Genomic DNA, 22,981 nt, shown 5'->3' on the forward strand with positions numbered 1-22,981 from the left:
CGAATGAAGTTTTCCATCAAATTGCCACTGCTGTTTTTGAGTTTAAGTCTCATCATGCTTGCAGTGGTGACGGTCGTTTCTCTTAAAGCGAGAGATATTCAGCAAGAAAAAATGTTGCTCAACATGGAGCGAGAGGCCACCTTGTTGATCCGGCTGATAGAGCGTAATTTGTTTGAGCGTTACCACGATGTTCAAGCTTTTCGCCTTTCATTGGGAAGAGTCGACGAGGGAAAGCTCAAATTCATCACCTCAAGCCCTAAGTTTGCTTCCAGCCTCAACGATTTTGTCAGCAATTACAAAGTGTATCGACGTATTATGGTTTTCGATCTTGATGGAGAACTGTTGGCATTTAGCACCAAGAACTCGTTTGGTAAAACGCTTTCTAGCTCTCAAGCTTCGGCCGAAAAAGTAGCCAATAGTGATTGGTTCCAAGAAGCCATTTCCGGCGAAACTTTAGTACCTGAACAACCCGAAAGTAGCTACGTTATTGGTCCTAAGCGTTTCCTCATCGACGATAAACCTAACTCTTTTGATATGGTGTTTGCATCGCTGATTTTTGACCATGAAGGCCGTAAAGCGGGCTTGTGGGTCAACGTCGTTGATTTTTCAGCGGTCGAATCGATTGTCGCAGAAACGTACGAGTTGTTGTCCAATCGGGGTTTTGTTAGCTCTGAGCTAACGATCTTAGACAAAGAAGGTCACATCATTGTTGATTATGACCCAGTGGGGCAAAGTAAAGCGCGGTACTCGCGTGATTTTAATGTGCTCAATCAGTTGAACTTGGCGACAAACGGTGTGGAAGGGGCGCGACTTGCGGTAGCGGGTCGAAGCGGGTCAAACATATCTATGCATTTTCGAAAGCAGATTGAGCAAGTGACAGGGTATGCTCATACCAAAGGTGCTTACGATTACCCAGGACTTGGTTGGTCTGCATTGATCCGAGTCTCGGTTGATGAAGCGTTCTTTGATTCCAATTTGTTATTTAAAACGACGTTCTTTTTATCAATGATACTGCTTACTATGATTTTGTTAGTGTCATTCTATTTGGGGAAAAAGATTGCGAGCCCGCTCAATGAGCTGTCGTTGGCAATAAAGAGTCTGGCAAATGGAGAGAAAGACGTTGTTTTGCCAGCGGTAAAGGGTCAAGACGAAATCGCTGTTATGGTCTCTGAGCTTGATAACCTAAAAGATATCGTAATAGAGCGAGCGCAACTGAGCGTAGAGACTGGCGAGCAGCGGTCCATGCTTGATATTCAAAACAAAGCCATCGATTCGACCACATCGGGTATTGTGGTGAGTGACGCAACTCAGCCGGACCTTCCCATCATTTTTGCCAACAAAGCGTTTGAAATGCAAACCGGCTACAGCCGACAAGAAGTGTTAGGGAAAAACTGTCGATTTTTGCAAAACGACGACCGAGACCAAAAAGGGATAGATCAGCTGCGTGACGCGATTGCTAATCAAACCTCCTGCTCGGTAGTTATTAGAAACTATCGTAAAGATGGCACCTTGTTCTATAACAACTTGAAGATTGACCCTGTTTTCAATGAACAAGGGGAGATGACCCACTTTATTGGTATCCAAACCGATGTTACTGAAATGAAGCGTCGTGAGGCAGAAAATACGACCAAGTTGGAGCAAGAGATAGCTCGCCGAACCGAAGAGGTGAGAGAGTCTGAGACTCGCCTTCGTACCGTGTTTGATACGGCATTAGACGGTACGGTTGTGATCGATGACAAAGGAATCATCATTGATGTAAACCGTTCGACAGAACTGATTTTTGGCCGTGATAGGGATGAGTTAATCGGTGAGAATGTTGCCATTTTGATGCCAGCGAAATTTGCCAATAAGCATGATGAGTACATTCAGACTTTCATGAGAACGGGTGACAAAAAGCTCATTGGTCAGCCAAGACAAGTTGAAGGGCTGCATAAATCTGGCCGTGTATTTCCTATTGAAGTCTCCGTTGGCGAAGCGAAAGTAGGCGATACTCAGGTGTTCGTCGGCGTCGTGAAAGATATTACGGTACAGGAAGAAACGAAAGCGAGGGAAACCCTACTTCAGAACGAGTTGTTTGAGAGAGAGCTGGTGTACCGAGCAGCGTTTAGCCAAGCAGCAGTCGGCATATGCCGGGTTGCATTGGATGGCCGCTTTATCGAGGTGAATGACAAAATGTGTCAGATCTTTGGCTACAGCGAGGAAGCGCTGTTATCAATGCACTTTGGGGACGTTACACATCCTGAAGATTTGAATGAAAGCCAGCAGATGGTCGATGATTTAATTGAGGGATTACAACGTTCATTTACGATGGACAAGCGATACCTCAATAAATCGGGTGATACTTTTTGGGCAACGCTATCGGTGTCAGCTGTGACCAACGAAGAGGAGCAGCCCAAGTATTTTGTCGCGGTTGTGGAAGACATTACCAAGCGTAAGAATATAGAAAAAGAGTTACGTTCAGCCAAGACTGCCAGAGATGGGTTACTCCGTGGAATGCGTTTAGCTTCAGATGCGGGAGGAATCTGCAATTGGGCATTGAATGTGGATACTGGTGCTCTTAAGTGGGATGACAGCATGTATACCCTTTATGGTGTTGAGCGCAACAAGCCCCTTCATTATGAAGATTGGGAACGATCACTGCACCCCGATGACTTTTCCTACGCGACAAAAGCCTTTAAGGAATCACTGGAAAGCAAAGAGGTGTTCAACGCAGAGTTTAGAATTATCAATCAAAAGACCAATCAAACTCGATGGGTGAAAGCGGCGGGTGATGTGGTCTTCGACAAGGAGTCCGGAGATAAAATGGTGTTCGGGATTAACTTGGACATTACTGATGAAAAAGATGCGCAAGCGGCTCTAGAGCGAGAGACACTCTCAGCAAAACAAGCCAACGAAGCAAAATCTCGATTCCTTGCCACTATGAGTCATGAAATTCGAACGCCAATGAATGGCGTCATTGGGATGGTTGATTTGCTTAGAGAAACCAACCTGAGTCGAGATCAAGTTAATATGGTCAGCACCATTCGAGACTCATCATTCTCTTTACTCGAGATAATCAATGACATTCTCGACTTTTCGAAGATTGAATCTGGGCAAATGGAACTAGATTTAACGGATGTCAATATACTAAATTTGGTCGAAAAGACGCTCGATGCACTTTGGGTCAATGCTCATCAAAAAGATGTCGGTCTTTACCTAGAGGTGGAAGATAACTTACCCGAGTCACTCCTTCTAGACCCAGTGCGTACGCGTCAAGTTCTACTTAATTTACTCGGCAATGCCATTAAATTTACTGCAAGTCACGAGCAGCAAGGTTATGTGAAAGTGTATGTCGGCTATACGGAGGGAGAGCTGCGAATTGCGGTTGAAGATAACGGTGTCGGCATGACTCAAGATCAACTTGAGCGCCTGTTTAAGCCGTTTACTCAGGCCGATACTTCTACCACTCGCAAGTTTGGAGGTACCGGGTTAGGGCTGAGTATCAGCAAATCCTTTGTCGAGCTGATGGGCGGTGAAATTCGCGTCACAAGTAAGCACCATCACGGTAGTCGGTTTACCTTTACCATCCCAGTTGAAGTGTCGAACTCTGATTGTCAATTTGACCGTTTTGATCTGTCGGAATTTGCTATTGTACTCAATATCGGTGATAGGTATTTGCGCGATTCAACCGAAAAGGTGCTTGCGCAGCTGAGTCCGAAGCAAATCATCAATTCGGTCGCAAACGATGATTTGATGACGTCTTCCAAGATGATTGTTGTTGGAGACGATCTTGCTCATGCAGAGGTGAGCGAGAGATATCGATGCTTGGTTCTAGATGTCAATCCTGCTTCCACAAAAGGGTATGCAGAACCGAATAAGGTTGTCGTCGGCGCGCACCCTTTAAAACCAACCGAACTTATGTATGGCTTAGCGATACTTTCTGGCAACGAAAGCCCCGACTTTGATTGGTCTGCCAGTTTGTATGGTGACGTTGGCTCCCATCAACATGAAGTCAACGAACCTACAGAAGGTATAGTGATATTGTGCGCGGAAGACCAGCCAACAAACCGCTTGGTGCTGAGCCAGCAGTTGACCAAATTAGGCTATCAGTTTGAGATGACGGAAAACGGTCAGCAGGCTTTAGAACGTTGGATTGATGGCGATTTCGCTATGGTGCTGACAGACTGCCATATGCCTGAAATGGATGGCTTCGAGCTGACGTCGGAAATACGTCGGATTGAGTCTGAAATGGGTTTAGATCGTACAACGATTGTAGCGATAACGGCAAATGCACTTGTTGGTGAAGCGGAGCACTGCTTGGAAGCCGGAATGGATGACTATATATCAAAGCCAGTAGAGATAGCTAAACTTAACAAGGTACTCTCACTGCGTCTTAGAGGTCGAGCACTGCGGGATAAGCAGCAAAGCGGCGATGACACGTCGAGCAGTCGCTTTACAGAGTCAAATGCCGATACAGCACTGATTAATTATGACCATCTCGCTAATGTTATTGGCAGCGAGGATATGGAGATGAAACGTGCAGTGTTGTCGATGTTTTGGAACAGTGTTAGTCAAGATGTCATAAAGCTGGAAGAGGCCGTTGAAGCTAATGAGCTCGATGATGTGAGAAGCTTAGCGCACGGGGCGAAAGGCGCGTCGACATCGAGTGGAGCTAAAAAGCTCGGTGACCTGTTCCGAGAAATTGAAAAAGGCTACAACAAGCGAGAAGACGCTCGTGAGCTTCTTGTCGAAGTGAAGGCGATGATGGAAGAGATCGAAGCACAGCTCAGAGCAGACAATATTATTTAATCAACGCATCTGGGCTTATTGAAAAGGATTGGTTGGCGGTAACTTGGAGAGGGAACAGGCATGAGCTTTAAACAAACTAGCATCTATGTCTTTTATGAAGACATCGCCGTTTTGGATATCATTCAATCACTGATCACAAGTATGTTTGATGATGTTACACCGATTAACGTCAAATCTGACCAAAGCAAATTTGTTCAAACGTTGTCAGGAGAGCATACGAGTATCATTTTTATTTACGCGTTTGACTCAGCAGCAGATGCAGAGCAGCTCTCTAATCTTCTTCACGGACATGATGCACTCAATAATCAATCACACATTCCTAGGTTCGAGATATTGTTATGTGATAAATCGAGTCGTTTAGATGCGTATGACTTGTGTGAGAAAAATCAGTTTTACACCTACGAAATTATCAAGCCGATTTACGACACCAACCGTGTTAAGTTGACCTTAAAGCGTTTAGCGGAGCACCTGCAATCGGATGTTGAATTGTTAAAGGTCGCAGAGGACAATGCAGAACTCTTCCAGACACTAAGCCAGAGTATTGATTCTATTGCCCAACTGCGAACTAAGGTGGATGTGCAAGCCGATCAACAAGCTGAAGATCTCAATGAAATTACCAAGCCTCTAGACGAATTACTCGATAACGTACCCGCAGTAGAATGGCAAAAAGCATTTTCTAGCATCATCAGCTCTCTACCCGAACCATTGCAAAAAGCCTCAGCAAGGGACTTTTCGATGTCTACGTTCCGTGAGAACCTCGAGACATACAAAGACAACAGTGTCGGCTCACTGCAAGCATTCTCCTCAATGTTAGAAACCGTTAAACCACATATGAAGTCGGAAAGGCCGATTGTTGTGGTTGCAGACGACCAACCCGTGATGCAAAAAATCATTGCCACTATTCTCGAACCCAGAGGCTTTAAAGTGGAACTGGCGAGTAACGGCGTTGAGGCAATTATGAAAGCTAAGGTTATGATTCCCCAATTGATTTTGTTAGATATTGATATGCCTATCATGGATGGCTTGGCGACACTTCAGGCGATGAAACAGGTCGAAATAACAAAAAATATCCCAGTCATTATGCTCACTAGCCACGCCGATAAAAGTATGATTCAAGCCAGCATAGACAATGGTGCGTCTGATTATGTGGTTAAGCCAACGCGAGCAGACCTATTGCTCAAGAAAATTGCCAAAGTGATCAACCAATCATAATGCGGTGATATACCAATATGGTCAGCGTTTTAAGTTGGCTGTTAGGCAAACTTTACTGCATATTGAAAGCTAGCAGAGATTTTATGCACTTATACGGGGTTAATCAGCACGCCTTGATGTCGATTCGTAGATTTCACAGTAAGGATTTGTGAAGGCGCTAACAGAGTTGATCAAAATACGCGAATTTGGTCTTTTTCTAAATTGGGAAATTACTCATTAATTTGCAATAAATCCCTTATTTATATCTTGGTGTGATACGAAAGAGTGGCCGTTTACGGATAATTAGTCTCGAATGATTAATTATCCAACCCTTGTATTACATGCTAGTGGAAATGGTTTTTGATTCTAGTCACATTTAGCATTTTATATTTAACTTAGTATTTTCTCACTTTCTGATTATAACCAATAACACCTACATAAGTGATTTTAATTGCTTAAAATAATATAAGGATAAACCTTAAATGAGTGACGTGATCATCAAATTATCGAGAAATACAGATAATGCACCTATTAGCGAATATTCAACGCAATCTGTCGCTTTTTCACATTACAATAATATTTCTGCCCAGCTTCCGATTGATGCAGCGACGGGGGAAATCGTCGTTGGTGGCGTGAAAGAGCAGGCTCACCAATGTTTAGTTAATATTAAAGCGATTGTTGAGAGCATTAGTCACGTCATGGAAGATGTGGTCAAAATTAACGTCTTTGTGAAAAACATCGCAGACGTTGAAGCGGTCGATGAGGCGTACCGTAGTTTCTTCCACGAATACTTCCCGACTAGAACGGTGGTCGCTGTTGCTGCGCTACCTGATGCGGATGCGCTGGTTCAGATGGATGCACTCATTTCAAATGGCGAAGGGACTTACCCGCAAGATCCATGTGAATTGATCAAATTGGCAAGAAACACCGAACGTGCGCCAGCTCATGAGCTTTCTACACACACCGTTGCTTTCTCGCACTACAACAACATTTCTGCACAGTTGCCTGTTGACCCTGCGACTGGCGCGCTTGTTGAAGGTGGTGTTAAAGAGCAAGCCGCACAATGCTTGGCGAACGTGAAAGCGATTCTAGAAAGCATCGACGTCCCGTTTGACGATATTGTCAAAGCGACCATCTATCTAACTGACCTAAATGATCTTGATGCTGTGAATGAAGTGTACTCTACGTTCTTCCCAGACTCGGCGATTGCTCGCGCTGTGGCGTATGTACCAGCACGCTCAGTCGTCTCTGTAGAAGCGCTACCATTAGATGCTCGCGTCCAAATTGATGTGGTGATTTCTCATGGTGACGGCACGCCTCCTCAAGAAGTTGAAGATCGTCATGGCATTGTGATTCGCGCCCGTAACACAGATGCGGCACCTCTTAACGAGTTGTACACTCAAACTGTTGCGTTTTCTCACTACAACCATATCGCTGCCCAGTTGCCAATTGATTTGAACACTCAGTCTTTGGTATCGGGTGATGCAAAAGAGCAAGCGAAGCAGTGTCTAACACACATCCAATCTATCGTGGAAAGCATTGGTCATGTGATGGATGACGTCGTCAAAGTCAATATTCAACTTCGTGATATGGCTGATATTGATTTAATTAATGAAGTTTATCCTTCATTCTTTGAAAAAGAGCTGCCAGCACGAACCGTTATTGGCGTGAAAGAAATAGCAATGGACGCAAAAGTTCAAATTGATGCTATTATTTCTAATGCGGAAGGTACACCGCCTTCTAAATAATAGTAGGTTTTATTAAAGTGCATTCTATTTATATAGAGTGCACTTTTTGTTTTGTATTTGTAATTCAATGGTTGCAATTGGTTTCCTATCTGTTTATTTTGTAACGTTAATAAATTAGACGGAAATAAGTGCAGTGAAACCTAGCGAAGTTGGATTGGCGTACGATCAAATTACACATCGATGGCAGAGTGATTCCTTTGATCTCTCCAATGGTATCGACGCTCATAAAAAAGCACTCACTTTTCTTTCTCATACTCGCATTGGGCTGGATGTTGGCTGCGGATGCACAGGTCGCATCATAGAGCTTATGCAAGCGTCAGGGCTTACCCCAGAAGGTCTCGATATTTCCAGCGAAATGATCCGACTCTCTCGGAACAAGTATCCTGCTGTTCAATTTCACCACGCCGACATCTGTCAATTCGAGTTTACAAAGACGTATGATTTTATCTCCGCCTGGGACAGTCTTTGGCACATTCCGTTGTCATCGCAACGCTATGTAATGACAAAACTCGTCAATGCCTTAAATCCAGGCGGTGTCCTTTTGTTTTCTTTTGGCGGTACGCAAGAGGCGGGCGAGCATGACAATAACGTCATGGGGCCAAAGATGTACTATTCAACCCTAGGCACGGACGGCTTTTTGCGTCTATTTATGGAGTTAGGATGTGCCATCCGCCATCTGGAGTTTGATCAGTATCCTGAACAACATACTTTCCTAATCATTCAAAAAGCCGACAAACCTGCTCCTTGACAGTCAGCATTTACGAATCCAGCCGTTTTTGACGCTAAGATTTATGAAAATGATTCAATTTCTGTATAATTTCTATCGCACACACTTAGCCTCTTGGAGCCCCGTTTAAACCCATGTTCAAAAAAGCAACCACTGCGTTACTTTTGATGTCACTGTCGTTACTCACTGTAGTGACACTTGAGACGTTTCTGTTTCGCCCTCAGAAACTCTCTACGACTGAAGCAACGGCACCGGTATTGGCTCCAGAAAAGCAACTGTTAGCGATTGATGCCGAGCACCCATTGCTCGCCATTCATCAGTTGGCGGCTCGTTCACCGGAAGAAGCGCTTGTTCGCCTAGAGCAGTGGCGAGCGGGTTTAACGCGCCCACCAGAGGTCATCGAACAAATCTTTTCACTGTGGGTCCGTCGGCTAGCGGCGAAAAACGAGCCGAGTGTTCTCGATTCGATAGATAGTGAACTGAACAAGATCGCCAAAGTACATCGATTAAGTTGGCTGCTGGCAAAGCTCGATATTGAAAGTGCTTACAAGGATTTTCGTCGAGGCTCCTACCCTGAAGGCATCACAAAAATCATGGATGCCATCAAGTTTGTAGAACATATCCGAGCGGATTTTTTATTGCTGGAAGCGTATAACACCGCAGGTGCATTGTATAACTCCGACAATCAACTCAAGTTATCGCAAAAATACTTCATTAAAGGTGTAGAGGTCGGTAGAAAATACCCTGAGAGTGAGTACAACGTTCGCTTTAATAACAACCTAGGGCTGTTGTACGTCCACTCAGAGCAATGGGAGCGTGCAATCGAATACCTAGTTCGAGCAGAGATATTGGGCGAAACACTTGAGTCTATTGAACCTGAAACAAAGTTTATCGTTCTGATGAACCAATCTTTTGTCTACAACAAATTGGGCAAGGTAAATGAGTCACGCGAGGCGTTTGCAAAAGGAATTCGTTATATTGATGAGCACACTCCCGCTTTATACCGAATTATTCGCTTAAAGTCTGAAACGAGATTGCTACTGTTGGAAGGGCAGCCAGACAAAGCCCTTGGAGTGGCGATTGCGTGTATGAATGCTGAAGCGATTGATAAGTACCCAAGGCAGCTTGGTATTTGCCAAATGGAGCACGCAATGGCGCTGAAAGATCTCGGTAGATTGAACGAAGCTCGCGAGGCCATTGAGACAAGCATTGCGTCGTTTACAGAGATTAACCATAAGCGTTGGTTGATTCGTAGTCATTTGTTGAAGGCGAATATCCTTGAGAAACAGGGCGAGCATGAGCAAGCGCTACAAGTCTATCAAACCTATCATGAGAAAGAGCGCAACCAGATTTTAAGTGAGATTCAGAACTTAGGGACCGCTTTTGAAATTCAAGAGTTAGAGCGTGAACGTGATTTGCTGGATTTGCAAAATGAGCTCAAAGAGTTTGAGCAAGGCTTGACGGAGCAACGGGTTCGGCTTCTCTATATTTGGCTGGGTTTTGCTTTGCTGGTCGCGGTTTGGCTTGTGGCTCGTTGGGTCGCTGAACGCAAACGCAACCAGTATTTGCACGATCTCTCATTCAACGATCCTCTGACCGCAGTCGGAAACCGTCGTTTCTATCAACGCGAGTTAGAGACGCCTGTGGTGCTTGATCCTAAAGCCATCTACCGAGTGACATTGGTCGATATCGATAGGTTCAAACTGATCAACGATAACTTTGGTCATGAAGTGGGTGACGGTGTGCTGAAAGAAGTAGCGGCTCGGATAAAAAGTGAGTTGCAAGACCATGAGGTCATCGTCCGCTGGGGCGGTGAAGAGTTTTTACTTGCGGTCAGTGATGGAGCCGATTACTGCGAACGTGCCCAAAGTCTTATTGCCGCAGTAAACAAAAAACCTATTGTGGTTGGCGATCATCAACTCGAGGTCACAATTTCTATTGGTGCTAGCGAACCCTATACGCTAGAGGGATTGAGAGTTTCGAAACGCGCATTTTCAATTGCAGATGAATGTTTGTATCAAGCGAAGGAACGTGGACGAAATCAGCTCGTCATGCCAGAAGAGTTATGATTCGTACGTAACTGAAACTTGTTTTTCGCTATTAGTATCAGTACCTTATGGTGGTTGTTTGTAATGTTTTAAAGGAATAGCTACCATGCACAAGGATCTGCCGCCGTTGTTCGCACCGCGCCTCAATCAAGGAGATACGATAGGCTTTTTCTCTCCATCATCTCCTGCCACCGTGTTTGCTCCAAAAAGATTCGAACGCGCAAAGGCATTTCTTACCAGTAAAGGGTTTCAGCTTAAAGCGGGCTCTCTAACAGGCGCTAGCGACCACTATCGCTCAGGAAGCATCAAAGAACGCGCAGACGAACTAAACCAACTTATTCGAGACCCAAATGTTCGCTGCATTATGTCTGTGATTGGTGGCTATAACAGCAATGCACTGTTGCCCTATATCGACTACCAAGCACTTAAGCGAGACCCTAAAATCATTATTGGCTATTCCGATGTTACGGCGCTGCTAATGGGCATCTACGCACAAACAGGTTTAATTACCTACTATGGTCCGGCGTTGGTGGCCTCCTTTGGTGAATATCCGCCGTTGGTGGATGAAACGTATCAGTCTTTCGCTGATATCTTAGTTTGCCAGCCTCAAGCCGAAGCTTATCCGCCATATCTCTATCGTATGCCTTCGCATTGGACGGATACGATGATTGATTGGGAGAGCCAAACTCACGCGAAACCAGTGCAAAACAATGAGTGGCAGTTCTTGGGTGAGGGGAGAGTTTCTGGTCGGATTATTGGAGGCAACCTAAATACAATGAGTGGTATCTGGGGAAGCCCATACATGCCAGAGATAAAACAAGGCGACATCTTGCTGCTGGAAGATTGTTTGAAAGGCGCACCTGATGTCGAGCGCTCGTTTAGCCATCTTAAAGCGTGCGGCGTTTTTGATAAAGTTTCCGCGATTATTCTCGGTAAGCATGAGTTGTTTGATGACAAAGGGACAGGTAGGCAGCCACTGGATATTTTACTGGAAGTATTGAATGGTCAAGCGATGCCAATCGTAGCGGGTTTTGATAGCTGCCATACGCACCCTATGCTAGTGACGCCGCTAGGGGCTCAGGTCGCTATTGATTTCGAGCAGTCACTCGTCAGCTTGGACGGTGACTGGATTGCAAACCCAACGCGCTAATTTAAATAAAATATAGACAAAAGGCTCGCACTGCGAGCCTTTTGTTATGCGCCAATTAGTGAGACTTTCGCGGCCCGTGGCGAACCATATCTTGGCCCGTTTTAAAAATCTCTTCTGTAACCCAATGACCTAACAGCAGTTGATGGTTGTCATCGAGGACGGCGACAAAGTGGCGACCTGTTGAATTTTGTGTTGCCAACGCCACACCCGCTACGTTTTGCAGTCCTAAAACGCCACTTTCAACGCTTAGCAAAAAGGTTTCTAGATCTTTAAGGTTATCAATTACTTTGTTGTCATCAATCATGGTCTATGCTCTGAATCTGGCTTTGCGAAGCTTGTAATAATGGCCGCTACTTTAACGACCCTTTGTGATTAATTCTACCTGTTTTCCGCTTATCCGCTCAGACAATAACCGTTCACGCCGCATTATTGCCATTCACGCCATCAATATACCGTTTGTCGCATTGGCCAAAATTACACATCACTTGCCACTATTCTAAGATGGTCAAATCAAGGAATAGGGAATAACTCGATGAAAAAATTCACAATGGCTTTGCTCGCAACCGCTCTTATCAGTGTTAATGCTTTTGCAGCACCTAGCGAAGAGGTGATCGCGCAGTACAACCAAGCGGCAGACGGCGATGAAAATGCAGTCGAGGTCGTCTTCGAGACTTTGCAACGTGCGATTGAAAACCAAGGCGCGGATCCGTTGAGCTTAGTCTACCTAGGCAGTACCGAGACGCTAAAAGGAAGAGATGCGTTTATGCCGTGGAATAAGATGAAGTACACCGAGCAAGGGTTAGCGACTATCTCAAAAGGGCTCGACTTACTGCAAAGCGAAACGGTTCCTCTTCATGAGCAAGCGATCCGTCAAGGGTTACCAGAATCTTTACTTGCCCAAGCTATTGCGGCAGCAACATTTACGTCTCTGCCAGATATGTTTAACCACTTTGAGCGTGGGTACGACATTTACCTCGATTTGCTTGCTGATGAGCAGTTCCAACAACAGCATTACGATGCAACGTCTTGGATTTATTTGTACGCGATTCGTGCTGCACTTCGCGCCGAGCAGCCAGAGCAAGCGCAGCTGTGGCTAAAAGTGATGGAACAAAAAAACAGCCAACATCCTCTTACCCTACAAGCTCAAGCCATTATCGAAAAAGCGGCTTAAGGAGGCGTTATGCTTGAATTTACGGACATTTTTAAGCAGTACCAACTGGGCCAACAGCGTGTTGACGCCCTAAAAGGGGTGAGCGGGCGCATCAATCAAGGTGAAATGGTGGCTCTTTGTGGCCCGTCAGGGTCTGGGAAAAGTACCTTGCTCAATGTGCTCGGATTACTCGAAATGGATTATCAGGGCAAGATTGAATTGGCGGGAAAAGCCTACCCAAGAGACCCAATGGCTGCCGCCCAATATCGGCGTACTCGCTTAGGGTTTGTGTTCCAGCGCTTCAATTTGATTCCTGTTATGTCGGCGTGGGAAAACGTCGCTTACCCACTGATGCTCAACGGCTTGTCTCTCGCGGAGCAGAAGCGAAAATCCCTCGATATTCTCGACAGAGTTGGGTTAGCGGAGTTTGTCGACCATAGGCCGGATAATTTATCTGGTGGCCAGCAGCAGCGTGTGGCTATTGCGAGAGCTCTCGTCCATCAACCAGAAATGGTGATTGCCGATGAGCCAACCGCGAGCTTAGATAGCCAAACCGCAGCGTTGGTGGTGGAAATGATGAAGTCACTCGGTCACGAAATGGGCACCACCTTTGTCGTCGCAACGCATGATGCGCGAATGGCGATGCACTGCGACCGAACCATTGACCTAGTGGATGGTGTAATCAGTTCGGAGGCAATGCAATGGGCAAGTTGATTCCTTTATCTATCCGTGTGGCGTTTTTGAATCTACAGCGCAATCGTCGCAGAAGTGTGCTTTCCATATTAATTATCGCCATCGCTGTCTTTGCCTTAACCGCAGCGGGTGGCTTTGGCTTGTACACCTATGAGTCTTTGAAAGAATCGACCGCGAGAGAGACTGGTCACATCACCATCAGCCAGCCCAACTATTTTGAAATGGACGAGGAAATGCCGCTCGAAAATGGTTTGGCTGACAGCGCTACGATTTCAAAAGCGTTAATTGCCAATAAAGCGATTCGAGGGATTCAGCCACGAATCGAGTTTAATGGTTTGATCTCCAATGGCAGTAAGTCGACCATTTTTGTTGGCTCAGGGGTGAATGACCGTGAATTTGATATGAAGGGACCATTTCTGGATATTCGCCAAGGGAAGACATTATCTAATGTGAATTCGCCGCGCTACGATGAAAGCGAACCTGAAGTGATGCTTGGTGTGGATTTGGCTAAGAACCTGAAAGTGTCGGTTGGCGATTGGGTGACACTGCTGGCCACCACCAGTGACGGTGCGCTCAATGCGTTTGATTTTAAGGTTCGAGGTATTTTCTCAACAGGTGTTCCAGAGTTGGATAAGCGCCAGCTTTACTTACATATCCTCTCTGCACAAGATCTCTTGGCTTCAGACAGAGTGAGCACGCTATCGGTGTTTTTGTTTGATACCCAGAAAACCCAAACCGTGCAGAACTGGGTCGATACCACGCTGAGTAACATCGATTTGGCGCAAGAAATTGAGCTGACCCCTTGGCAAGATAGAGCCTTTTTCTACAGCAAAGTAAAAGATTTGTACGATCGCATCTTTGGCATCATGGGCGCGGTTATGGCGCTGGTGGTTTTTGTTGCCTTGTTTAACACCATGACCATGTCGGTCACGGAGCGTACTCGTGAAATCGGGACGCTGTCAGCGCTGGGCACTTACCCGAGTGAAATCGTCTCAGGTTTTGTGAAAGAAGCAGGTCTTTTGGCGTTGATCGGCTCGGTGGTTGGTGGCTTGTTAAGTGCGCTAGCGGCGCTGTTTCTGATGGTGGTTGATGTTCAAATGCCGCCACCCCCAGGCAGAACGGACGGTTACCCACTCACTATTTATTTCTCTCTTGAGCTTGTCCTCGCATGTACCTTGGGTGTGGCTCTAATTTGTACGGTAGCCGCTTGGTTATCGGCGCGTAAAGGCGTGAACAAACCTATCACGGAGGCTCTTACTTATGTTTAAGCTCATCAATCGATTCAGTGCGGTCAGTTTACTGCTGGTTAGTCAGGCGTTAAGTGCTCAATCTGCGCCTATGGATGTTGGTTCCATGGTGCGCAATGCAGATAGCTTCCGCCAAGGGTATGAGTCAGCCAAAGTGGTTTCAGAGGTGGCGCTATACGAAAACGACACGCTTGATAAAACACGCGAGTACCATGTCTACACGCGTGAAAACCGAGAGTCGTTGGTGGTGTTTAAATCTCAGGTTGAGCAAGGGCAAAAGATGCTCATGCTAGGGGATAACTACTGGTTAGTGATGCCAAAGAGCCGTCGACCCATTCGAATCACGCCCATGCAAAAGCTGTTGGGTGAAGCGTCGGTTGGCGACATCTCTACTCTGACTTGGAGTGAGGATTACCACGCGACGTTTGTCTCGCAAGATCAACTCGATGTGGCTGGCAAGACAGTCTCGACCCATCAGCTGCGTTTACGTTCAACCACTAAGGGCGCCAGTTATCATCGTATTGATCTTTGGCTAGATGCAGGCAACGATTTCCCGGTCAAAGCGGATTTATATTTACGTTCAGGCAAACTTGCCAAACAAGCGTACTTTGAAGGTGGTGATCTCGATGGCGAAAATCGAGTGGTCTCTATGACGCTACTCGACAAGATACAGCCAGCGAAGAAAACCGTCATTACGTACCAGCAAATTACGCCATTATCACTTGAAGATAAATACTATAACCCGGCGTACTTAACTCGCAACGCGGTGACGGAGCTCTAGATGAAAACAGTCGTGATAGGGCTTGTCGCCAGTTTGTCAGTCGCGCCGAGCTATGCTGACGAGGTGAATTTAGAGTGGGATTGGACCTTGAGTGGCAGCTCTACCACTCATCAAGACTCCCTACTACTGGGTGACCGTGAACAAACATCGACTCAGGCGCTCGATGCATTGATTGACGTAGAGCTACGTGCCTATCAATGGACGGGCTTGTTTGCAGCCAAAGGCAGTGACGTGCTTTCCAATTCGGACAGCAGTGAATACAAGGGTGAGTTCATCATTCAAGAGCTGTTCTGGCAAGGTGGGCTGTCACTGATGGAGACGTCTATCGATGTAACTTTGGGGAAAATGCGCCTCGATTGGGGAGTGGGGTATGGTTATCGCCCGTTGGATGTGTTTAAACCCTATCGACGAAACCCTGTGGGCATTCAAGTAGAAGAGGGAACGCTCACGGCGATGGCCTCCTATTTTGACGAGCAAGGGGATTGGAGCCTTGTCTATTCAAACTCTAAGCACACTCAGCAAGCGGGCAGTGAGCTGGAAGAAGAATCTCAGCAGCATGGCATTGGCTTGCGTCGTTACGCGTTTGTGGGTGATAGCGAGTATCAATGGTTAGCCTACTACGATGACGTTCGCCACGGTCTTGTGGGAGGATCGTTTGTTACCGTTCTTGATGCCTCATGGGCGATGCACGCGTCTGCCGTTTATCAGCGTAACTACTTGGGCTATCAGCAAGGTCAGCTTTTGGACGCGGTGAGCTTAGATAAACAGCCGAACGGGTATCAGGCTTTAGTTGGGGCGAACTGGGCGAACGAGGTAGGCAACAATATCATCGTCGAATATTGGTATGATAGCCGCGGCTGGGACAAATCCGATTGGCAGCAAGCATTAGATCGTGTCGACCGTTTAAGTGGTTCCAACCTAACCGCGCCATTAGCACCGTCTTACGCTCAGGGGCTCTACCACGCCAACTTAATGGCTCACAACGTGATGGTCCACTGGAGCTTGGATTCGAGCGCGTGGAGTCAATGGCAATGGTCGCAGGATTACTTGTGGCTGAATAACTTCACCCCAACGGCAGACTTTCTGTACTCGCCGCAAGATGGCGGTTTGATCGCAACGCAATGGCTAGATTATCAAGCGTACGATTCTGGTGATATGTCACTAAATATTGAGACCGCGCTCCGCTTTATGACCGGAGACCGTGACTCGGTATATGCAAACTTGTCCGATAAGCGTATGGTTTTTATCAATATTAAGGGAAGGTTCTAATGAACGAAACATTAAAGCATCATGGCAAAGACAGCATTCGCAGCCTGATCTTAACCTCGCTCTTTTGTATGGTCATTGCTTTTGTCACCCAATCGATTTGGCCGAGCAGTTACATGGAGCACTTGTTGATTAGCATTGGCTACGGGTACAGCGCGGTGGGTACATCTCACCTTGTTGCTCTGTTCATTCCTTCATTGTCATCGCGTCAAGTTACCTTGATTGGCTTGGCTGGAGCGATGACAATAGGCACTGCTAATGCTTACTTTGTACTTCAAAAATATGATGAGTTCGCTCAGATTAGCGATTTAAAGCCCGTTGTTATTTTAGGGTTAGTGTTTACTTGTACCTGCTTTGTGTTTTTCTATGCGCACGAACAACGCTTAATCGCGCAAAAAGAAGCTGAGATTGCCAAGCGCAAACAAAGTGAGCTCGAAAAAGCGATGTTGCTTAGCCAGTTAAAACAGCTTCAAAGCCAGATAGAGCCGCACTTCTTGTTTAACACCTTGGCCAACGTGAGCGTATTGATCGGACAAGATCCGAAACAAGCGCAGTTGATGTTGGAACGTCTGACTGATTTGTTACGTGGCACGCTCAAATCGAGCCGCCAAGAATACTCGTCCTTACAGACCGAATTGGAGATGGTGGACGCATACTTGGCGATACAACAGATTCGCTTGGGTAATCGCTTAAGTTACTCGATTGATAACCCGATTCAGCAAGAAGTGAATTTACCCCCTTTAGTTATTCAGCCTTTGGTAGAAAATGCGATTCAACACGGCATTGAGCCAAAAGTCGATGGCGGAAGCGTGCACATTTCGGTACAACAGAGTGATTGTGACTTAATCATTGAAGTTGCCGATTCTGGCGTGGGAATGAACAGTGGACTAGGGCAAGCGGGTCACGGCGTTGGTCTGCAAAACACCAGACAGCGTTTAAAAGCCTTGTTTGGTGAGCATGCCAACTTATCGCTTTTGGAATCCCAATCTGGGGGCGTCAAAGCCAAAGTGTCGATTCCCCTAAACGCACTGCCAAGCTAATGAGGGTCTGTTGATCTTTCGAGCTGATTTTTGCAGCAGTTTGTGGGAAATTTCTACAAGGCAGAGGCTTTGAAGTGTAGCTAGCCTACATGAAAAGCCGATAACGCAGTAGAAATGAACCACAAACGCTGCCCGAAGGGTTCGGCTGCGCGCCCCGGGCTAAAATCGTTTTATGCTTTGTTAAGGGGGATTTACTTAGAATGACTAGGCTACACACCCCTTGCCGCGCCTAAAACGATTTTGACTAGGCGTCCCCATCCGAACAAAATTTAACCGCGAAAGGTCAACAGACCCTAATAAATGGAGTATCTGCTATGAGCCAAACACCGCTCACTGCCATTATTGCTGACGATGAACCTTTGCTTCGTTTTCATTTGGATAAAGCCTTAGCCGATGTTTGGCCTGAACTAGAAATAAAAGGCTTAGCGGAAAATGGCGAGCAGGCACTTGAGTTAATTGAGGCTCACCAACCGACCATCGCATTTTTGGATATCCGTATGCCGAAATGCGATGGGATGCAGGCGGCGAAACGTTTGATGGAAAATAACAGCGCGACAACGGTTGTGTTTGTTACCGCTTACGATGAGTATGCGGTGCAAGCCTTTGAAAACAATGCTGCGGATTATTTGCTCAAGCCTTTGTCGGAAACGAGGCTGGAGCAGTGTGTCACTCGGCTTAAACAAAAATTTAGTGTTGATGCAACGGCTCAAGCGCCCGATATGCAGGCGCTGTTTCAACAGATGCAGCAACTTGCTGAGCAAAAGACACCTAACTACCTGAGTTGGATTCGAGCCAGCAAAGGGGAGGACATTCACCTTATTTCGGTTTCAGAAGTGCTCTATTTTAAAGCCGAAGATAAGTATGTGTCTTTGTTCCAGCAGGAGCAAAACAAAACCGTCGAGTACGTTTTGCGAACCTCCCTCAAAGAGTTACTGACTCAGTTAGATCCAGACCAGTTCTGGCAGATTCATCGTTCAACCATTGTCAATGTGTCAGCCATTGAGCGAGTTAAAAAGGAATTTACCGGCAAGATGGTAGTGATAGTGGGCGGTGAAAAGCTACCTGTCAGTCGGGCGATGCAAGCCAAGTTTAACACTTGTTGGTAGCACAAAAGGGGATGGAAAAGGCAGGATATAAGCACGCGGCTTATATCCTGTTTTTTTATGTCTATAGTTTGACAGCGATTGACTCGTAAGGGGTCAACGAATAGCGTGCTGGCAATCTGTTTAAGTCTTGATGGTTGCTGATTAGCGTTTCACACTCTTGCTCAACCAAATGGGCAGGTAAATTGAGTTCAACCGTTTGGTTGCTGAAATTGTTAATCACCACGATGTGTTGATGACTGTCTTTTCGCTCATACGCAAACACCTGAGGATCGTTTTCAAGCAGAGGAATGAAGTCACCGTAGACAATCACCGGGTGCGATTTGCGCAGCGCAATGAGCTGTTTGTAGTGGTAGAAAATGGACTCTTTATCTTCAAGCGCATCAGCGACATTGATCTCTGGATAGTTCGGGTTGAGTTCGATCCAAGGCGTACCTGTGGTGAAGCCAGCGTGGTTGTCGCTGTTCCAATGCATCGGCGTGCGGGCGTTATCACGGCCATTCTCATGGATTGCCTGCATCATATGTTCGTGGCTCACACCAGATTCGGTTTTGACTTTGTAGAAGTTGAGTGTCTCAATGTCTTTGTATTGCTCAAGTGATTCAAAGGCGACATTGGTCATACCGATCTCTTCACCTTGATAGATGTACGGCGTTCCTTTCATAAAGTGCAACGTTGTGGCGAGCATTTTCGCCGACTTCACGCGGTACTCCTTCTCGCACCCGTATTTAGACACGACACGCGGCAGATCGTGGTTGTTCCAAAACAGCGAGTTCCAGCCTTCGTTTTTCAACTCAACTTGCCACTTGGTGAGCACCTGCTTGAACTCGACCAAATCCAGCGGCTTAGGTTGCCATTTATCCCCATCTTGCCAAGTAAGCGTAATGTGTTCGAATTGGAACACCATCGAGAGTTCATTGCGCTCAGGGTTGCTGTATAGCTTGGCGATTTCGGGTGTGGCTCCCCATGTTTCGCCCACGGTTAAAAGATCTTTATCGCCGAATGTGGCTTGGTTCATCTGCTTCAATAGCGGATGCAATCTTTCACCGTTGCCAGTGATGCCTTTGTCGACTTCTTTGCCAATCAGGTCAATGACATCCAAACGGAATCCACCAATGCCTTGGTCAATCCACCAGTTCATCATGTCAAAGACTTTGTTATGTACGGCAGGGTTTTCCCAGTTAAGGTCTGGCTGGCGCTTGGAAAACAGATGGAAATAGTACTGCTGATTCTCTTCGTCCCATTGCCATGCGCTACCACCAAAAATGGAGCCAATGTCGCTTGGGGCGCTGCCATCAGGGTTTGCATCACGCCAGATGTAGAAATCACGATAGTCGCTGTCTGGGTTCGCCTTGGCTTCCACAAACCAAGGGTGTTCGTCAGAGGTGTGGTTAACCACCAAATCCATCACGATACGAATCCCGCGCTGCTTGGCTTGATCAAGCAGTGCTCGCATGTCGTCCATGGTACCAAATTCGGGTGCAATGGCTTGGTAATCGGAAATGTCGTAACCATTGTCATCCATCGGGGATTGATACACTGGTGAGAGCCAGACAACGTCGACACCCAACTGCTCTAAATAGTCGAGTTTGCTGATGATGCCTTGTAGATCGCCAATGCCATCTCCGTTGGAGTCACAAAAGCTACGTGGATAAATTTGATAGACGACACTGTTATGCCACCAACGTTGTTCCATTGCTCTATACCTTTTCAATCAAATAGAAACTGATGATGACTATAGCCGACATTTTGCGACAAAAATAATTGAATCTTTGAATCTGGTTATAGAAAAAATCAATATCAAGCGCTAACCTTAGCCCGATAATATGTGTGGTGATATAGAAAATGGATAAGCAATACCGCTATTTTTATGAAGTTGCTCGCCAAGGCAGTATTAAAGCTGCTGCGGACAAGCTGTTTATTAGCCAACCTTCGCTAACTACGGCGATTAAAAAGTTGGAGCAGCAGCTCGGTGCCGACTTATTTATTCGGCGCTCCAAGGGGGTAGAGTTGACCGAATACGGCTGGGTTTACTTTCGCTACGTGCAAGAGGTGCAAGAAAAGCATAATCAGATGATTCACCAACTGGCAGACATGCGAATGCGCAGTGGCGGAAAAGTGAAACTGGGCGTTGGTGAGGCTTGGTGGAACTGTTTTGCGGCAGACGCGATGCAGGTATTCTGTCAGCAATACCCAGCGAGCTCGATGCACATTGAATTTGGTAATGGATTGTCGATGCTGCACCACCTCGTTAACGATGATATCGATCTTTTTGTTGGTCATGAGATCAACGGCATCAATAGCCGCTATAGAGTCAGGTTTATCCCGTTATTTCAAGAGCATGAAGCCTGGTATGTGCGACCTGACCACCCATTGCTCGAAGTCAAAGAGGTTGAAGAGCACGCGCACCACTACCCGTTACTTAAAGTGACACCTGATCACGCTCGTCATGGCGATGTGTTAACGGAAGAGGGGGCAGAGCTCTTTACCGTGGCGGCTCAAGAGACACGGGTGATTTATGAGATGGACTCACTTTCAGCCAGCATCGATATGGTGAAAATGAGCGATGCGATCATGCCGTACACCTCTAAGATTGCCGAAGAGTTAGCTGAACAAGGATTGGTGCAGCTTTGGCTCAACAAAGACCAGTTGGGGCAAGTTGGCATCTACACCAAAGTGGGAACACTGACAGAGCCAACCACGGCTTTGATTGAATTGATCACAAAAAAAGCCGGAGCATAAACTCCGGCAAGGTATTGAACAAAAGGACATTCCGCCCTCAGCGCTGTAACGCGCTGAGTTTGGTTTCAATGAAAAACAGTATTGGTGTACGAATTAGTTAACGATCTGCTTAGCGGCGGTATCGAGTGCTTCTTTTACCGTCTGTTTACCTTGCATTGCGTTGTCGATGGCCGCTCCTTCTGCGAACCAGTAAGCCGTCATTTGCGGAATGTTAGGCATGATCTCGCCATTCTCGGCGTTGGTCATGGTCGCTTTAATGCGGTCATCTTTCTCTAAAATGGCTTGGAAAGACTTCAGTGTCACTGCGCCCAGTGGCTTGTCATCATTCATGGTTTTCAATGCTTCATCGACAAACAGGTAGTTCTCTAAAAACTCTACCGCTAGGTCGCCATTCGGGCTCGCTGCGTTGATGCCTGCGCTCAATACACCGACAAATGGGTTCCCTTTACCACCGTTTAATGTCGGTAGAACGGCAACGCCGTAGTTCACGCCCATCTTGTCTAAGTTACCCCAAGACCAAGGGCCGTTAATGGTCATGGCAGCTTCGCCTTTGCTAAATGCCGCTTCAGAAACCGAGTAATCCATGTCTGGATTAACGACGCCTTGGTTGACCATATCAACAAGGAACTGCAAGCCTTTGACACCCGCGTCGTTGTTTACGCCTGTTTTCGCACCGTTGTAGCCGCCATCGACTTTTTCAAATGCGTATGCGCCGCCCGATGAAATCATTGGCCAAGTGAAGTAGGCGTTTTTCACATCCCACATAATGGCGGTTTTGTTTTGTGCTTGCATCTTCTTGTGGATGTCTACCAACTCTTCCCATGTTTTCGGTGGTTCTGGAAGTAGGTCTTTGTTGTAGATAAGCGATGGTGCTTCAATCGCCATCGGGTAGCCCATCAACTTGCCATTCACGGTGACGGCGTCCCAGCTAAAGTCGACCAGCTTATCTTTGAATTCTTTACTCGGATTGATTTCTTTCAAAAGGCCAGCTTCTGCATAACCCCCGAAGCGATCGTGTGCCCAAAAGATGATGTCTGGGCCCATGCCTTTTGCCGCCACTTTTTCAAAGCGAGCTTCCAGTGATTCTGGATGCTGAACGATCACTTTTACGCCAGTATCTTCTTCGAACTGTTTACCGATTTTGGCTAGGCCTTCGTAGCTTTTGTCACCATTGATCCAGATAGTGATTTCACCTTCGGTCATGGCAGCTACAGGGCTCGCCGCCATAACAGCAAGAGCGACGAGAGAAAGAGGTTTCACGAACTTTTTCATTATTATCAATCCTTGTTTAGGTTTGCAGATAATCT

Annotated in this window: 17 protein-coding genes; 14 read left to right on the top strand and 3 right to left on the bottom strand. The window is 46.4% G+C overall.

Features of this window, described 5'->3' with window-relative positions:
• Positions 1 to 3 precede the first annotated feature (3 nt).
• The 6 genes from U9J37_RS19820 (at position 4) to U9J37_RS19845 (ending at position 11,652) form a co-directional block, all read left to right on the top strand.
• On the top strand, positions 4 to 4,788 hold the full coding sequence (locus U9J37_RS19820; RefSeq protein ID WP_005474670.1) for a PAS domain S-box protein: 4,785 nt from the start codon (positions 4 to 6) through the stop codon (positions 4,786 to 4,788).
• Positions 4,789 to 4,848: 60 nt separating this feature from the next.
• Positions 4,849 to 6,000: a response regulator gene (locus U9J37_RS19825; RefSeq protein ID WP_005474637.1), complete on the top strand. Its 1,152-nt coding sequence runs from the start codon at positions 4,849 to 4,851 to the stop codon at positions 5,998 to 6,000.
• 461 nt (positions 6,001 to 6,461) lie between these two features.
• On the top strand, positions 6,462 to 7,727 hold the full coding sequence (locus U9J37_RS19830; RefSeq protein ID WP_005474600.1) for a RidA family protein: 1,266 nt from the start codon (positions 6,462 to 6,464) through the stop codon (positions 7,725 to 7,727).
• A gap of 133 nt (positions 7,728 to 7,860) precedes the next feature.
• Positions 7,861 to 8,475 carry a class I SAM-dependent methyltransferase gene (locus U9J37_RS19835; RefSeq protein ID WP_005474599.1) on the top strand — a complete coding sequence of 205 codons (615 nt, stop codon included), beginning with the start codon at positions 7,861 to 7,863 and terminating at the stop codon, positions 8,473 to 8,475.
• Positions 8,476 to 8,588: 113 nt separating this feature from the next.
• Positions 8,589 to 10,523 carry a tetratricopeptide repeat-containing diguanylate cyclase gene (locus U9J37_RS19840; protein WP_005474609.1) on the top strand — a complete coding sequence of 645 codons (1,935 nt, stop codon included), beginning with the start codon at positions 8,589 to 8,591 and terminating at the stop codon, positions 10,521 to 10,523.
• A gap of 85 nt (positions 10,524 to 10,608) precedes the next feature.
• Positions 10,609 to 11,652, top strand: a complete 1,044-nt coding sequence (locus tag U9J37_RS19845; RefSeq protein WP_005474676.1) for a S66 family peptidase — start codon at positions 10,609 to 10,611, stop codon at positions 11,650 to 11,652.
• 55 nt (positions 11,653 to 11,707) lie between these two features.
• Here U9J37_RS19845 and U9J37_RS19850 read toward each other — a convergent pair whose 3' ends face one another.
• Positions 11,708 to 11,956, bottom strand: a complete 249-nt coding sequence (locus U9J37_RS19850) for a hypothetical protein (RefSeq protein WP_005474639.1) — start codon at positions 11,954 to 11,956, stop codon at positions 11,708 to 11,710.
• A 228-nt stretch (positions 11,957 to 12,184) separates the two neighbouring features.
• On the opposite strand from U9J37_RS19850, the gene U9J37_RS19855 reads away from it, so the two are divergent.
• From U9J37_RS19855 to U9J37_RS19885, 7 genes are all read left to right on the top strand, one after another.
• Positions 12,185 to 12,823: a hypothetical protein gene (locus U9J37_RS19855; protein ID WP_043887232.1), complete on the top strand. Its 639-nt coding sequence runs from the start codon at positions 12,185 to 12,187 to the stop codon at positions 12,821 to 12,823.
• 9 nt (positions 12,824 to 12,832) lie between these two features.
• On the top strand, positions 12,833 to 13,516 hold the full coding sequence (locus U9J37_RS19860; RefSeq protein ID WP_005474605.1) for an ABC transporter ATP-binding protein: 684 nt from the start codon (positions 12,833 to 12,835) through the stop codon (positions 13,514 to 13,516).
• Complete coding sequence (locus U9J37_RS19865; RefSeq protein WP_005474685.1) at positions 13,504 to 14,763, top strand: ABC transporter permease; 1,260 nt, start codon at positions 13,504 to 13,506, stop codon at positions 14,761 to 14,763. Before U9J37_RS19860 ends, U9J37_RS19865 begins: the two co-directional genes overlap by 13 nt.
• A complete protein-coding gene (locus U9J37_RS19870; RefSeq protein WP_039624677.1) occupies positions 14,756 to 15,523 on the top strand; it encodes an outer membrane lipoprotein-sorting protein in 768 nt (255 codons plus the stop codon). Before U9J37_RS19865 ends, U9J37_RS19870 begins: the two co-directional genes overlap by 8 nt.
• Positions 15,524 to 16,792, top strand: coding sequence for a hypothetical protein (locus tag U9J37_RS19875; protein ID WP_005474658.1), 1,269 nt, complete (start codon positions 15,524 to 15,526; stop codon positions 16,790 to 16,792). It abuts the gene before it with no gap.
• Positions 16,792 to 17,829 carry a sensor histidine kinase gene (locus U9J37_RS19880; RefSeq protein WP_005474618.1) on the top strand — a complete coding sequence of 346 codons (1,038 nt, stop codon included), beginning with the start codon at positions 16,792 to 16,794 and terminating at the stop codon, positions 17,827 to 17,829. The genes U9J37_RS19875 and U9J37_RS19880 overlap by 1 nt, the downstream gene beginning before the upstream one ends.
• Positions 17,830 to 18,143: 314 nt before the next feature.
• Positions 18,144 to 18,935: a LytR/AlgR family response regulator transcription factor gene (locus tag U9J37_RS19885; protein ID WP_005474597.1), complete on the top strand. Its 792-nt coding sequence runs from the start codon at positions 18,144 to 18,146 to the stop codon at positions 18,933 to 18,935.
• A gap of 61 nt (positions 18,936 to 18,996) precedes the next feature.
• Here U9J37_RS19885 and U9J37_RS19890 read toward each other — a convergent pair whose 3' ends face one another.
• A complete protein-coding gene (locus tag U9J37_RS19890) occupies positions 18,997 to 20,628 on the bottom strand; it encodes a glycoside hydrolase family 13 protein (RefSeq protein WP_005474678.1) in 1,632 nt (543 codons plus the stop codon).
• A gap of 149 nt (positions 20,629 to 20,777) precedes the next feature.
• Here U9J37_RS19890 and U9J37_RS19895 point away from each other — a divergent pair, with 149 nt between their 5' ends.
• Positions 20,778 to 21,674 carry a LysR family transcriptional regulator gene (locus tag U9J37_RS19895; protein ID WP_005474694.1) on the top strand — a complete coding sequence of 299 codons (897 nt, stop codon included), beginning with the start codon at positions 20,778 to 20,780 and terminating at the stop codon, positions 21,672 to 21,674.
• Between the two features lie 93 nt (positions 21,675 to 21,767).
• Here the strand turns inward: U9J37_RS19895 and malE are convergent, their stop codons facing one another.
• Positions 21,768 to 22,946 carry a maltose/maltodextrin ABC transporter substrate-binding protein MalE gene (malE, locus tag U9J37_RS19900; protein WP_005474625.1) on the bottom strand — a complete coding sequence of 393 codons (1,179 nt, stop codon included), beginning with the start codon at positions 22,944 to 22,946 and terminating at the stop codon, positions 21,768 to 21,770.
• Positions 22,947 to 22,981: the final 35 nt, after the last annotated feature.

Origin of the sequence: Vibrio sp. 16, assembly GCF_963681195.1 — a bacterium.
Lineage (GTDB): Bacteria > Pseudomonadota > Gammaproteobacteria > Enterobacterales > Vibrionaceae > Vibrio > Vibrio sinaloensis_D.

Bases quoted from the DNA above. Each gene is read 5' to 3' on its own strand.
- U9J37_RS19820 (WP_005474670.1), top strand. From the start codon at position 4: ATGAAGTTTTCCATCAAATTGCCACTGCTGTTTTTGAGTTTAAGTCTC.
- U9J37_RS19825 (WP_005474637.1), top strand. From the start codon at position 4,849: ATGAGCTTTAAACAAACTAGCATCTATGTCTTTTATGAAGACATCGCC.
- U9J37_RS19830 (WP_005474600.1), top strand. From the start codon at position 6,462: ATGAGTGACGTGATCATCAAATTATCGAGAAATACAGATAATGCACCT.
- U9J37_RS19840 (WP_005474609.1), top strand. From the start codon at position 8,589: ATGTTCAAAAAAGCAACCACTGCGTTACTTTTGATGTCACTGTCGTTA.
- U9J37_RS19845 (WP_005474676.1), top strand. From the start codon at position 10,609: ATGCACAAGGATCTGCCGCCGTTGTTCGCACCGCGCCTCAATCAAGGA.
- U9J37_RS19850 (WP_005474639.1), bottom strand. From the start codon at position 11,956: ATGATTGATGACAACAAAGTAATTGATAACCTTAAAGATCTAGAAACC.
- U9J37_RS19855 (WP_043887232.1), top strand. From the start codon at position 12,185: ATGAAAAAATTCACAATGGCTTTGCTCGCAACCGCTCTTATCAGTGTT.
- U9J37_RS19860 (WP_005474605.1), top strand. From the start codon at position 12,833: ATGCTTGAATTTACGGACATTTTTAAGCAGTACCAACTGGGCCAACAG.
- U9J37_RS19865 (WP_005474685.1), top strand. From the start codon at position 13,504: ATGGGCAAGTTGATTCCTTTATCTATCCGTGTGGCGTTTTTGAATCTA.
- U9J37_RS19870 (WP_039624677.1), top strand. From the start codon at position 14,756: ATGTTTAAGCTCATCAATCGATTCAGTGCGGTCAGTTTACTGCTGGTT.
- U9J37_RS19875 (WP_005474658.1), top strand. From the start codon at position 15,524: ATGAAAACAGTCGTGATAGGGCTTGTCGCCAGTTTGTCAGTCGCGCCG.
- U9J37_RS19880 (WP_005474618.1), top strand. From the start codon at position 16,792: ATGAACGAAACATTAAAGCATCATGGCAAAGACAGCATTCGCAGCCTG.
- U9J37_RS19885 (WP_005474597.1), top strand. From the start codon at position 18,144: ATGAGCCAAACACCGCTCACTGCCATTATTGCTGACGATGAACCTTTG.
- U9J37_RS19890 (WP_005474678.1), bottom strand. From the start codon at position 20,628: ATGGAACAACGTTGGTGGCATAACAGTGTCGTCTATCAAATTTATCCA.
- U9J37_RS19895 (WP_005474694.1), top strand. From the start codon at position 20,778: ATGGATAAGCAATACCGCTATTTTTATGAAGTTGCTCGCCAAGGCAGT.
- malE (WP_005474625.1), bottom strand. From the start codon at position 22,946: ATGAAAAAGTTCGTGAAACCTCTTTCTCTCGTCGCTCTTGCTGTTATG.